A 12,927-nucleotide genomic window follows, 5' to 3' on the forward strand; every position below is an offset into this window, starting at 1 on the left:
ATGAAAATATTAGATGAGATCTTGATAAAAAACACCATCAGTATGGAAGAGGCGATTGACGTACTTCGTGAAAACTATCGTCAATACAACAGCTCAAACGACAGTAACCCAACACGAACTATCGTGAGAGTCCAGGAGAAACATGCAACATTTGGGGTAATGCCCTACTACTCTCATTCTCACAATCTATTTATGGTCAAGATTGTTTCTCATCATTTGCTCAACAAAGCCCATGGACGAACATCTATAAGTGGAGTGATCGTTATACAGGATGGCGCTACAGGGCAGATAAAAGCCCAAATGGATGCAGCAGCCATTACCGCGCTACGCACAGGCGCCACTGCAGGATTGGCGACTGATTTGCTGGCAATGGCCCACTCTAAAAAAGTTGCCGTCATCGGCGCAGGTGCTCAGGCAATGGCCGTATTTGAGGCTGTATTGAGCGTCAGAAAGATAAACCAGGTGGCCGTATGCTCTACAAGCAGGGCAAGCACAGAGCGTTTTATAGCTGACGCAAAAAATCGGTTCTTACGTGAAATTGAATACATCAGCCATCATAGCGCCCGCCAGGCAGTCTCAGGCGCCGACATCATCTGTACGGCGACCACCTGCGCAGCCCCTTTGTTCTCCGCCTGCGACGTAGTAAAGGGGGCCCATATAAACGCGGTAGGCAAGCACACACTGGTGTCGCGTGAGTTCCCGTTGGAGCTTCTGCATCGAGCTATCTTACTGGTGGAGGATAGAAAAGCTGCAATTGAAGAGGCTGGGGATTATCACCAAAACTCAACATCCATTGTTGACATGCTGAACAGCCAGTATGCAGCTCACCAAGGCGAGACCACGATTTTTTCTTCGGTAGGGACGGCTTTTCAGGACGCGTGCATCTGCATCGCAATCCTGAAGAAGTTAAAGCTGGTAAGCGAAGTTTGAAGATATTACGAGGTTCCTAATCGGCATGCCAGTGCCTTGGCCTGGATTGCCACATCCGTCACCGCCGTGCTTTCCCACCACATGCCGCGCAACGGTGGGCCCATGGCGAAGAGTCGCTCACTGGCCACGCCCTGTGCGTCCAGCACCGCACCCGATGCATCCGCCGCAATCCCCAGCGCCAGCGGCCCAGGCTGGATCAAGCCTCGCGCCAACAGCTGCTGGGGCAGCGGGCGGGCCACGCGGCGCCAGTCGTATTCGATCCCGCTGGAGTTGATCAGCGCTGCACCACTGACCTGCGTTGTGTGTTGCTCGCCACGCCGGCGCAGGCGCAGGGTCACTTCGCCGTTTAGCGTGGGCTCCAGGCCCTGGAACGATGCCGCCTGGATCCGCAGACGCCCTTGCTTGTGCAGCCGCGCCACCAGCTCGGCGCTCAGCGGCGGCGAGCGATGGTGATGGCTCTCCCACCAGGGCCGAACATGGCGCACGAACTGGCGTTTCTGGCGTTCGCTGGCCTGGCTCCACAAACGGCCGATATGGGCGCGCACGGTATCCAATGGCGCTTGCCAGTCAATGCCCAGTGCCTGGGCACCCTGGCATTGGCGGCGCACTTCCCGCAGCAATTGCAGCGGGCTGCGCAGGCTGTGATCTTCAGCGAGAAAGTCCGGCCAGGTCGGTGGTTGCCGGCGCACATGGGGCAGCAGGCCATGGCGCGAAAAAATCTCGATCGGCCCACGATGACCGGCCTGCTCCAGGGACACCACGGCATCGACCATGGTCAAGCCGGAACCAATGATCAGCACGGTGGAGTGTGGGTCCAGTTGGGTCATGCCGCGCACGTCCCACGGGTCTACCGCCGCCGCATTCAGGCCGCTGGACTGGGTTTGTGGCGTGCGCGCCGCCGGGAACATGCCGGTGGCCAGTACCGCCTGGGCGCCCTGCAGTTGCTGGCCGTCATCCAGGGTCAGGAGTACACCGCCCGGCGCCACCTGCAGGTCGACTACCTCGGCGCAAACATGCTCCAGCGTCGACGCAGACCCCGCCCGAGCCTCTGCCAGGCGCTGTTGCGCGTACAGGCCGAAGATCCCCCGGGGTGGGAACAGCTCGCTCACGGGCACGTGCTGCTGGTCCGACTCCGGCCAGCCGCCGGCAGCAATGTAGTCGGTCAACCACTGGGTCAAGTCATCGGCGTTGTCCGGGTCTACGCTCATGCGCGCGGCGTTGCCATTGAGCGTGTGCCCCAGTTCCACCGCGCTATAGGCTTCACCCCGCCCAAGTTCCGTGCGCGGCTCGATCACCAGGATCTGCCGTGTGCCAGGCAAACGCAGCAACTGCACGGCCAGCATGGTGCCGCTCAGCCCCCCTCCGATGATCAGCACATCGGCGTTGCGGATGGCCTTTGTCGCCTGTCCGCGTTCGGTTTCACTCATGAAAATGCGCCCTTACTGTTTGCCCGGATGAATATCATGCCAATTGCTTTACGCCCAAAATCCGTTGCGTCGCCGTGTGACACATTGCCCGATCATGCACTATCGCGTTTCAGTTCATCCAGCCATTGGGCGCCTTGGCGCGCACTGGAGGCCTTGGCCGCTGTTGAGCCATTGTTCGAGTAACACCGCCAGGCCACCTTGCCAGCGCGTGCCCTCCTCGCTCCATAACGCGGTTTCGCCGGCGGGTTGCCACCAGCGATTCAGGCGCTGCAGCGGCTCCACCGGGCCGAGCAATCGAGTGAAGGCGACCACCTCACTACCCGGTACTTGCTGGTCGCTGATCAATACCTGCGGTGCGGCGCTGCTGCCCACGACCGTGAGCCAATGCTGCAACTGCTGGCAGTCCGGGACATACGCATGGGTTGGGCGCAGCCGCCAGATTTGCCCGTGCAGCGCACTGGGCTCAAGGGTGTCAGCCAGCGTCAACACCTGCCCGCCAGTGGCCTCGGCCGCCAGGGCCAGCAGCAACAGATTGGGCTCAAAGGCCCCACTCACCAGCAGCCGCGAGTATTGGCCAAAACCGTGCTGGCGCAAACCATCGGCCAGGCGTTCGACATCACGCAAGGCGTCGATCCAGCGCCAGGCATACCACCGGCCATGACGCTTGTGGCGCAACGCGCAGTGCAACGGGCGGAACTGGGCCCAGTGCTGCAATTGCTCCAAGGCCTCGGGCAAGCCGGCGACCCACTCGGCGGGCCACTTCACATCCTGCGCTGGTTTGAGTGTATGCACGCTCATAGGGGACTGCTCCTCTCGTTGGAATGCGCGTGCGGTGGTCCGTGCTCCGCGTTCTTCAGTAGCCAGACCTGCCCCGTTGCAGATGTTGCGCCAAGATTGAAAAGCCCAATAAAACCGCGCATTCAGAGGGCCCCGTGAACATTTCACACCTGGGGAAACCAGCAAACTGTTGATTGACTGTTGGCTGGCGAACAGCGGCAGAGCAACGCGCAAGCGCCGTGCACTTTCTCGATTGCGATGAAACTGTTAGCGCCATTAGTGGGTTTTTCCATACGCCAGGAACGCACACCATAAGCCGCAACGCGCCTTTGCCTGCTGATTCCCGGAGTTTTTCATGCACCTCAAGCACCGCTTTATCTGGTCGATCCTGGCCTTGACGATTGCCAGCAACAGCCATGCAGCCCAGAGCCAGCCGTTGCCCAGCGAACAAACCGTTGGCGCCATCGAGCAGGTATTCGCGTTCCACGACGCCATGCCCACTGGCGTCAGCGTTGCCGAAAACGGGCGGATTTTTGTCAACTTTCCACGTTGGGGCGATGCCGTGCCGTTTACCGTCGGTGAGCTGCGTGAAGGCAAGGTCGTGCCCTACCCTGACCTGGGCCTGAACCAGGCCGACCCGAAGGACCCGGCCAAGGGTTTTATCAGCGTGCAGAGTGTGGTGGCCGATGGTCGCGGGCGTATCTGGATATTGGATACCGCCGCCCCCGGCTTCGCATCACCAACGCCGGGCGGCGCCAAGCTGGTGGCGGTCGATCTGGCCAGCAATAAAGTGGTCAAGACCCTGGTCTTCCCGAAAAACGTGATGCTGCCCAGCACCTACGTCAATGACATGCGCTTTGATTTCCGGGTGGGCAATGAAGGGGTGATCTATATCACCGACTCCTCCCTCAGCGGTCCGGGGGCGATCATCGTCATGGACATTGCCAGCGGCACCGCCATACGCCGACTCAGTGGCGCCCCGTCGACCTCGGTAGACCCCAACTTCGTGCCCAAGGTCGAAGGCCAGGTCTTGCAGGTGCGCAACGCCGACGGCAGCACCCGGCCATTTGCGGTTGCCTCCGATGGCATCGCCCTGTCGGCTGACGGCCAGACGCTGTACTTCTGCCCGCTGTCCAGCCGCCATCTGTACTCGGTGCCAACTGCGCTGCTGCGTGATCCTTCGGTCAGCGAAGCGCGGCTCGATATGGCGGTCAAGGACCTCGGGGAAAAAGGCGCCTCCGATGGCCTCGAAGCCGACGCCGCCGGCGCCCTGTATGCCGGCGACTACGAACACAACAGCGTGCGCAAACGCCTGGCAGATGGGCAGTGGCAAACCATCGTCCACGACCCGCGCGTGCTTTGGCCTGACACCCTGTCCATCGGACCGGATGGCTACCTGTACTTCATGGCCAACCAGCTGCATCGCCAGGGCATTTTTCACGCGGGCAAGGATCTGCGCCAGAAACCCTACAGCCTGCTGCGGGTGAAGATTGATGCAGCGCCGGCGCCCACGCGCTAGGCCACGGATCTGTCCTGTTCATGCGTCCCACGCCGCTCAATCATCGTGAAGGAACAACCATGGGTAAAACCACACCAAGGCGTCCGGGTAAAAAGCTGCCTGTGACCCATCAAGACTTCGCCCGGGCCAATATCGCCAACGGCTCACGGCGGGTACGGCTGGGTGTCACGGACCTGTCGTTCCACCGCGCCACGGCCGCGGTAGTCGCCCAGGTCATGCAGCACATGGGCCTGACCGTGGAGCGCCAATATGCCCTGCACGAGGACAACTTCAAGCGATTGCGCGAAGGCGCGATCGACATGATTGCCTCGGCCTGGATTCCGTTCAGCCACGGCATCTACAAGCAGACCGTCGATGCGGTGACGCCCACCCGTGAACTGGGCCTGCATTACGAGCCCTATGCATTGTGGGGTGTACCTGACTACGTGAGCGAACAGGAGGTGGCCTCCATTGAGGACCTGCTCAAGCCAGCCGTGCGCCCCCGGATGCACCCGCTGATCCAGGGCATCGGACCTGGGGCCGGGATTACCCGGTTCTCGTTGAAGATCATGGATGAGTACGGCTTGAACCGCGCCGGGTACCAGTTCCGCACCGGCTCCCAGGATGACTGCATTGACGCCTTTGAAGCCCTGTACCACCAGCAGCGCTGGGGCGTCGTGCCGCTGTGGCATCCGCAGTTCCTGCATCACCGCTATCGCATCCGCGACCTCAGCGACCCCAAGGGTTTGCTCGGCAGCGTCGACCGGGCCGTGCTGCTGGCTCGCGAGGATCGCCTGGCGCTACTGACAACCGCCGAGATCCAGGTGCTGGACAACATTCGCCTGTCGAACGCCATCGTTGCCGAGCTCGACGACGCCTTCAATCGCGGCGAACAGTCGGCTGACGAAGCGGCAAGCGACTGGCTGGCAAGGCACCCGGAAACGTTGCGGCGCTGGTTGGCACCGCTGGCCTGAACAGGCGCGTCTTTAAACGTATTTGAAGATTTCTGAAAAAGCGGCCCCGTCCATCCCGCGCCAAAGGGCTGGACGGGACATCCGCGCCGCGCACCTGCGGCAACGCACCCAAGGCTTCAACTAACCAAGAACGGGGACTCAATGATGGACATGGTCACACTTTCCAAACGCCGTTACACCGCCAAACTCTTCGACGCTTCACGCAAGATTCCCAAAGCCACCCTGGAGCCGTTGCTGGAGCAACTGCGCAACAGCCCCTCGTCGGTCAACTCGCAACCCTGGCACTTTGTGGTCGCAGAAAGTGAGCATGCCAAAGCACGTATTGCCAAAAGTGCGGAAGGTGCCTTTGGCTTCAACCAGGCAAAAATCCTCGACGCCTCCCATGTGCTGGTGCTGTGTACCCGAACCCAGATGACTGAGGAATACCTGCAGGCCCTGCTCAGCCAAGAGGCCAGCGATGGACGCTTTCACGACGAGCAAGCCAAGGCAGGCCAGGACAGAGGGCGGCACAATTTTGTCAATTTGCATCGCTATGACCTCAAGGACGTCCAGCACTGGATGGAGAAACAAACTTATCTGGCCCTGGGTACCCTGTTGCTGGGGGCTGCAGCCCTGGACCTTGATGCAACGCCCATGGAAGGGTTCGACAGCAAGGTGTTGGATATCGAACTGGGTTTGCGTGAGCGCGGGTTTACCAGTTCAGTGGTGGTAAGCCTGGGATATCGCAGCAACGAAGACTTCAACGCCCGCCTGGCAAAATCCCGGTTGCCTGCCCAGGTGCTGTTCGACTTTATCTGATCGCGGTGGCAACCAGCCGGCCAAGCGCATATTCCTGTGGGAGCGGGCTTGCCCGCGATTGTGGTGTACCTGACCCACCGCTATCGCGGGCAAGCCCGCTCCTACAAGGGATAGGCTACGACTTGATCGTCATTATCAATGCTGGATCACCGCCTTGAGCACGGTCTTGAAGGTCTCCAACTGTTCATCGCTGAATTGGCTGAAGACCTTGTCCTGCTGCTCACGGGCGATGGTCCACAACGACTCGGTTTCGTCGATGCCCTTGGTGGTCAGTTTGACCCGCTCCTGATCATCGCGTACCAAGGCCTTGCGCTTGAGGTTGTTGACCGCCTCTTCGATCTCGCGCGCCGGCATTGCTACTTCGCGCTGCAGCTCGGCCAGGCTCAGGCCGGCGTCGTTCTCCAGCACCATCAGCATCCGGGCTTCGCTGGTGCGCAGGCCCGTAGATAATTGACGCGGTTGGTAGCTGGCCTGATAGGCCCGCAGTGCCTGGGTCATCAGGTAGTACAGGTTGTGGCTCAGGCGGCCCTGGAAATGGCTGCTCGGTGGCTGGCCTTCCTCGCGCTGGGTCATGCGGGTGTGCGGCAGCACCATGGAATAGGCGCCCTGGTGATACAGCAATGGCGAACGACCGCAGTCGTCGAAGGCAACCACTTTGCCAATCATGATCCAGTGGTCACCCCCGTCGACCTGCTGGAACTTCTCACACTCAAAACGTGCCGAGCAGTCGGCCAGAATCGGTGCCCCGCCCTCGCCGGCCTGGTACTCGACTTCGGCAAACCGGTCGTCCTTGGGCCGGGCGAAGTTGTTGGACAGGTCGATCTGATCGGCGGCCAGCACGTTCACCGCAAAGTGGCTGGCCGTCTCGAACACTGCATGGCTGGTCGAGCGTTTGTCGATGCTCCACAGGATCAGCGGCGGGTCCAGGGACACCGAGTTGAAGCTGTTGGCGGTCACCCCGACCTTGCGCCCGTGGGCATCAGCTGCGGTCACCACCGTGACACCGGTGGCGAAATTGCCCAGGGCGCGGCGAAATGCGCGGGTATCGAATGCGGTGCTTGGGTTTTCAGTAGACATGCAAGGCTCCCGGGCAGGCCGATGGCCCTGCCCTGATTGTTCTTATAGGTAAAGAGTGGTGGGTCAGACCATTGCCGGGTCCGGCTCCAGGCCCATCAGTTCACGCCCCAGGATCTGTGCGCAAACGTCGTAGTCGGTATAGGCATGCGCCCCAGTAAGGTGAGCGTCGCGGAACAGACGTTGCAGCTCGTTGGTTTCAAACCAGGCGCCGCCGCCCGCCGCTTCCATCAAGCGATCCACCGCCTGGATGCACATTTTGGTGGCATAGCCCTGGTTGGTCCGCCAGAACGCCAGGGTGCCGCGGCTGGGGTATTCATGGCGTTCGCTGTGCTCGGCGATCTCGTCCCAGCTCTTTTCCAGCAACGCCCGCGCGGCGGCCACCTGGTGGGTGGACTCGGCCAGGCGCATCAGCGCCGGTGTCGCAGCGCCGACTGCCGCACCGGTGTAGGCCCGTACGCGGTTTTTGGTTTTTTCACGGAACACGTCGAGCATACGCTCGGCAATCCCCAGGCTGACGGTGGAAAAGCCGCTGGCAAAGTACGGACGGTACGGCGCGAAGAAAATCTTGCTGTCGGGGTACAGGCCAAAGCCCGCCGACTTGCCTTCCATCATGTCCTTGGCCTTCTGGATGCGGTGCTCGGGGACGAAGGCCTGGTCGACGATCAAGGTCTTGCTGCCACTGCCGCGCATGCCCACGGCAAACCAGTCGTCACAAATCGTGTAGTCACTGCGCGGCAGCACGGCGAAGCAATAATCCTGGGTGCCTTCGGCGTTTTTGCGGCGAAAGCCCATGATCGCCCATTCGGCATGATCGCAGCCTGAGCTCCAGCCCATCTCGCCGCTGAAGGTCACGCCACCGGGCACTTCTTCGGTACGCCCGAACGGCGCGATGCTGCTGCTGGCGGTGGCGTCCGGGTCAGTGCCCCAGACCTCGTCCTGCAGCTTTGACGGGAACATTGCCATCTGATGGCTGTGAGTACACAGCAGGCTCATGGCCCAAGCGGTACTTGCGCACGAGCCCGCCAACAGGGCGATGCACTGGGCAAATTGCGGCAAAGAGATTTCCATGCCGCCGTATTTCTTCGGCAAGAACGCGCGGTGCATGCCGATGCCCTTGAGCAACGCGATGTTCTCGGCAGGCACGCTACGGTCTTGCTCGGCGGCGAAGGCATTGGCAGCAATGGTGGGCAGGACTGACTTGAGGTCTTCGAGCAGAGGGTTTGGCTTTTTCATGGGTTGTCTCTTTATTATTGGATATCCCCATTCCTGGTGCGTCTGCGCCCTGTTCAAGCCAAAGGCAGGATAAAACAACCGGGAACGTTCGTAATGACGCGACCAGTATGTGGCGCTTGGTCGCAGCGCAAAATGCACGTTCCAAATGGAAGATTGTACTTTCCATGGCCCACAAAAAAGCCGCCGCAGAAACTGCGACGGCTTGGCCGAGGTGGAACAAGATCCAATGGGCGCTGCTTGCCTGCGATAGCTGTGTGTACCTGCCGGAAAAGTAGCGCCTGAACCACCGCTATCGCGGCATAGGTATCTACACAACTTTCAGAAACTGACGAACTCTCCTGTGGCGAGCGGGCTTGTCGGAACGCCGCATCGCCCGCGCTGGGCTGCGAAGCAGCCCCAGTAAGCCGTATGCGGTGTATCAGATACTCCGTAGCGGCTGGTTTTAGGGCTGCTTCGCAGCCCAGCGCGGGGCAAGCCCGCTCGCCACAACTGCGCTATCTGCCTGGATTTAGGCGTTACGGCAAAGTTGTGTAGATACCTATGACTATCGCGAGCAAGCCCACACTCGACCGGGTTGTAACGGGATCAGTGTGGGAGCTGGCTTGCCTGCGATAGCGTCGTGTGCCTCAGCGATAGCGCTCAAGCCAGTGCGCATAAGGCGCCGGCAGGGTCCAGGAGGCCTTGTCCACGCCCAGTTCCTTGGCGGCGAAGTACGCCCAGTGCGGGTCGGCCAGGTGTGCGCGGCCCACGGAAACCAGGTCCAGATGACCGGCCTGCAGTGCCCCTTCGGCCAGTTGCGGCGTGCCGAAACCCCAGGCCGAGGTGACCGGCAGAGCGGCTTCACGACGTACACGCTCGGCAATCGGCCCCATGAACGCCGGGCCCCAAGGGATATTGGTGTCGGGGATGGTGAAGCCAACGCTCACGCTCAACAAATCCAAACCGCCGTCCTTGAAGCGACGGGCCAGTTCAATGGATTCCTCCAGGGTCTGTTCGTCACGCCCGTCATATTCGATAACACCGAAACGCGCAGTCAGCGGCAGGTTTTCCGGCCAGACTTCACGCACGGCGGCCAGGGTTTCCAGGAGGAAGCGGCTGCGGTTGTCGAAGCTGCCACCGTAGGCATCGGTGCGCTGGTTGGAGTGCTCGGAGAAAAAGCTCTGGCCCAGGTAACCGTGGGCGAAATGCAGTTCGATCCACTCAAAGCCAGCGTCTCGGGCACGGCGTGCGGCATCGACAAAGTCCTGCTGTACCCGGGCGATATCTTCCAGGGTCATGGCCTGGGGGACTTTCGGCAGGTTCGCACCAAACGCGATCGCCGAGGGTGCCAGGGTTTGCCAGCCTCGGGCGTCGCCGGCGGGGATATGGTCGTCGCCTTCCCATGGGCGGTTGGAACTGGCCTTGCGCCCGGCGTGGGCGATCTGGATGCCGGGCACCGAGCCTGCTGCCTTGATCGCTTGCACCATGGGTACGAAGGCTTGCGCATGGGCATCGCTCCAGATGCCGGTACAACCGGGAGTGATCCGGCCTTCAGGGGCCACGGCGGTCGCCTCGACCACCACCAGGCCGGCGCCACCACGGGCCAGGCTGGCGAGGTGGACGTGATGCCAGTCATTGACCATGCCGTCTTCGGCCATGTACTGGCACATCGGCGGGATAGCGATGCGATTGCGCAACGTAACGTCTTTGAGCGTAAAGGGTTCGAACAATGCAGCCATGGGAATGCTCCTGAAACGAGGGTAACGTTTGATTCGATAGTTCGATCTTAATCGAACTATGGTAATCAATGCTAGCCCTGTTATCATTCGTTTCATGCGAGCCTTTAAACATCCCTCCTCTGAAGAATTGACCCTCGAACGCCTGCTCTACGCGTTGAGCGACCCCGTGCGCCTGGACATCGTGCGTTGCCTGGCCGGGGTGGAAGAAGCCAGTTGTGGCGAGTTGGACGGCGGGCGTCCAAAGTCCAGCATGTCCCACCACTTCCGGGTTTTACGGGATGCGGGGCTGGTGCATACGCGCAGCGTTGGCACCACCCATATGAACTCCTTGCGGGCCGATGTGCTGGCCGTGCGGTTTCCTGGATTGCTGGAGTGCATTCTGTCCCAGCAGTGAGGAACTCAGGCGCCCTTTCGGGCGCCATCGCCGGCAAGCCGGCTCCTTCGGGTCAGTAGAAATACGCCAGGCGAAACTGCAGCGAATTATCGATCTTCACCCCTTCACGCACTGATGTGTCATGCATCAGTTGCCCCAATACCTGCACCTGTTTGCCCAGCATCGTGGCCACGGTAAAGCCCACCGTGCCATTGCTGCGGCTGGTGGTCAGGGTTTCATGGTCCAGCGTCTCGCGGGCGCCCCAATTGTGGCGATAGGAGACCGCCGCGTAAGTCTCTGGGGTGAAGTTGTAGCGCAGGTGGTTGTGCAGTTGCAGCAGCGGATCTTTCTTGGCATCGGTGGCGCGCTGTTCGCCGTAGAACTCCGTCTCGGCAATCACATCCCAGGTGATTTTGTCGGTCAGCCCCTTGATATAACCCACCTGGAAATCCACGGCCCAGCGGTTGCTGCTCAGGGCAAACCCCTGGTTCTTGTCGCTGCCCGTGGGCGCGGTGACAAACGCCGACCAACCCAGATGCTCGTTGTTGGCCAGATCCGCAATGGTCCACACCGTGCCGCCAAACGTGATGTCGCCCAACCCCGAGTTCTTGCTGTCGCTGGCACCGATCTTCTGGTAGCCGAAAGGAATGACGATCTGCGGATCCCAGGTCAGCCCGGTGTTGAAAAACTCGGTGAAGTGGATCAGGCGCAACACGCCAACGGTCATGTCCAGGTCAAGGTTGTCGGCGACTTTCTTGCCGCCGGAGTAGACCTTGTCGCCCCGCGGGTTCTGCTGGTACAGCACCACCACATCGGTGCCCTGGGGCAAGGCCGTGTAGTCGCCGGGGTCGGGTTTGACGTCGGCATGGGCTAAAGGCGCCAGGCTGGCGAAAAGTGTGCCGAGGGTCAACGTGCTCAGTGTTTTCATGGCGAGTCCATCTTATTGTTATTGGAGGCAAAGCTTCGCCATGACGACTCCATGGGAGGTCGCCAGGCGCAGATTTCAACGAGGGGTCAGTGGTGCGTCTTGAGATCGGCCTGCAAATCCTGGGTCCGCTTGACCAGGTATTGGCGCAGCAGCTCCATGTCTTCGCGCTGCAGAATGTCAGAGAAGTTGGGCATGCCTTTATTGATCAACGCACCGCTGACATAGGCTGGAAATGCCGCGTGCTTGTTGTCGTCCAGATAGCGCAGGTCTGGCACCACGCCACCGCTGATCGCGTTCAAGCCATGGCAACCGGCGCACAGGCCGTTGAACATGTCACGCGCCTGGGCCAGTTGCCCGGGTGTCGCCGTGAGTACTTGGCGGGTGGTCGGCAGCACAGGCGCAGCCTTGGGCGGTGGCAGCTCGCCGGTGGCGCCGAGCTTGAAGGCAATCACCCGCGACTCGGCCCGTACCTTGCCCTTGTTGGTCAGCGGTCCGGTCAACAGCGGCAGGATCCCGCCCCACCCCACCGAAAACGCCACGTACTGCTCGCCGTTGACCGTATAAGTGACCGGCCCCGCCATCACGCCGGAATTGGCACGGTGCTCCCACAGTGGCTTGCCGGTGTCGGCACGGTAGGCCACCACCCGCCCGTCGGCGGTGCCCTGGAACACCAGATTGCCGGCGGTGGCGAGGGTGCCGCCGTTGCCGGCACTGACATAGGGTTGTTTCCAGGCGGCTTTCTGCGTCACCGGGTCCCAGGCGATCAACTCACCGCTCCAGGCATCACGGATCTGGTTGAGCACTTTCGGGTCTTCCGGCAGGTCCGGCACATCCAGGCCAAAGTTGACCACCGATTTGTTCGGCAGGAACTGCGGGGCCTTGGCCGCCTTCAATTCGGCCAGGGTGTACTGCGCCGGTATGTACACGTAGCCGGTCTTCGGGCTGTAGGACATGGGGTGCCAATTGTGCCCACCGAGGAAACTCGGCTGCACCACCTTCGGCTCCTTGGAATAGTCCGCCGCGCCGGTGAGGATCGGCCGCCCGGTCTGCAGGTCGATGCCACTGGCTGTTGCCGCTGACCGAAAACTGACCCAGTAGAGGCTGTTCTGCCGACTGAAAACTGACCCAGGTGTTCAACTGCTTCTGCTCACTTTTTGAGCAGGAGAACACAGGGTGATCAGCATGGAAATGTTG

At 61.0% G+C, this 12,927-nt stretch carries 11 protein-coding genes and 1 pseudogene; 5 read left to right on the top strand and 7 right to left on the bottom strand.

Annotation, left to right across the window (positions count from 1 at the left end; all coding sequences use genetic code 11):
* A complete protein-coding gene (locus tag FIV38_RS09015) occupies positions 1–930 on the top strand; it encodes an ornithine cyclodeaminase family protein (RefSeq protein ID WP_092237181.1) in 930 nt (309 codons plus the stop codon).
* Positions 931–935: 5 nt separating this feature from the next.
* On the opposite strand, the gene FIV38_RS09020 is transcribed toward FIV38_RS09015, so the two are convergent.
* Entirely contained in the window at positions 936–2,357 is a 1,422-nt protein-coding gene (locus FIV38_RS09020) for an FAD/NAD(P)-binding protein (protein WP_092237184.1), read from the bottom strand.
* A gap of 147 nt (positions 2,358–2,504) precedes the next feature.
* Positions 2,505–3,155 (bottom strand): annotated as a pseudogene (locus tag FIV38_RS09025) (AMP-binding protein); the annotation flags it as partial.
* A gap of 334 nt (positions 3,156–3,489) precedes the next feature.
* Here FIV38_RS09025 and FIV38_RS09030 point away from each other — a divergent pair.
* The 3 genes from FIV38_RS09030 (at position 3,490) to nfsB (ending at position 6,404) form a co-directional block, all read left to right on the top strand.
* Positions 3,490–4,653 carry an L-dopachrome tautomerase-related protein gene (locus FIV38_RS09030; RefSeq protein ID WP_092237190.1) on the top strand — a complete coding sequence of 388 codons (1,164 nt, stop codon included), beginning with the start codon at positions 3,490–3,492 and terminating at the stop codon, positions 4,651–4,653.
* A 59-nt stretch (positions 4,654–4,712) separates the two neighbouring features.
* A complete protein-coding gene (locus FIV38_RS09035; protein ID WP_092237193.1) occupies positions 4,713–5,606 on the top strand; it encodes a glycine betaine ABC transporter substrate-binding protein in 894 nt (297 codons plus the stop codon).
* 144 nt (positions 5,607–5,750) lie between these two features.
* Complete coding sequence (gene nfsB, locus FIV38_RS09040) at positions 5,751–6,404, top strand: oxygen-insensitive NAD(P)H nitroreductase (RefSeq protein WP_029291141.1); 654 nt, start codon at positions 5,751–5,753, stop codon at positions 6,402–6,404.
* 135 nt (positions 6,405–6,539) lie between these two features.
* On the opposite strand, the gene FIV38_RS09045 is transcribed toward nfsB, so the two are convergent.
* From FIV38_RS09045 to FIV38_RS09055, 3 genes are all read right to left on the bottom strand, one after another.
* A complete protein-coding gene (locus tag FIV38_RS09045) occupies positions 6,540–7,481 on the bottom strand; it encodes a p-hydroxyphenylacetate 3-hydroxylase reductase component (protein WP_092237197.1) in 942 nt (313 codons plus the stop codon).
* Between the two features lie 63 nt (positions 7,482–7,544).
* The gene (locus tag FIV38_RS09050; RefSeq protein WP_092237200.1) at positions 7,545–8,714 is read right to left on the bottom strand and encodes a p-hydroxyphenylacetate 3-hydroxylase oxygenase component; all 1,170 of its coding nucleotides are present in this window, start codon (positions 8,712–8,714) and stop codon (positions 7,545–7,547) included.
* 626 nt (positions 8,715–9,340) lie between these two features.
* Positions 9,341–10,432, bottom strand: coding sequence for an NADH:flavin oxidoreductase/NADH oxidase (locus FIV38_RS09055; protein ID WP_029291132.1), 1,092 nt, complete (start codon positions 10,430–10,432; stop codon positions 9,341–9,343).
* 58 nt (positions 10,433–10,490) lie between these two features.
* On the opposite strand from FIV38_RS09055, the gene FIV38_RS09060 reads away from it, so the two are divergent.
* Positions 10,491–10,826 (top strand): ArsR/SmtB family transcription factor, encoded by a 336-nt coding sequence (locus tag FIV38_RS09060; RefSeq protein ID WP_029291131.1) that lies wholly within the window; start codon positions 10,491–10,493, stop codon positions 10,824–10,826.
* 52 nt (positions 10,827–10,878) lie between these two features.
* Here the strand turns inward: FIV38_RS09060 and FIV38_RS09065 are convergent, their stop codons facing one another.
* Together FIV38_RS09065 and FIV38_RS09070 are read right to left on the bottom strand one after the other, a co-directional pair.
* Positions 10,879–11,733 (bottom strand): transporter, encoded by an 855-nt coding sequence (locus tag FIV38_RS09065; protein ID WP_092237203.1) that lies wholly within the window; start codon positions 11,731–11,733, stop codon positions 10,879–10,881.
* An 86-nt stretch (positions 11,734–11,819) separates the two neighbouring features.
* Positions 11,820–12,728 carry an outer membrane protein assembly factor BamB family protein gene (locus tag FIV38_RS09070; RefSeq protein WP_235861055.1) on the bottom strand — a complete coding sequence of 303 codons (909 nt, stop codon included), beginning with the start codon at positions 12,726–12,728 and terminating at the stop codon, positions 11,820–11,822.
* Positions 12,729–12,927: the final 199 nt, after the last annotated feature.

The sequence above is a fragment of the Pseudomonas proteolytica genome (genome assembly GCF_007858275.1).
Lineage (GTDB): Bacteria > Pseudomonadota > Gammaproteobacteria > Pseudomonadales > Pseudomonadaceae > Aquipseudomonas > Aquipseudomonas proteolytica.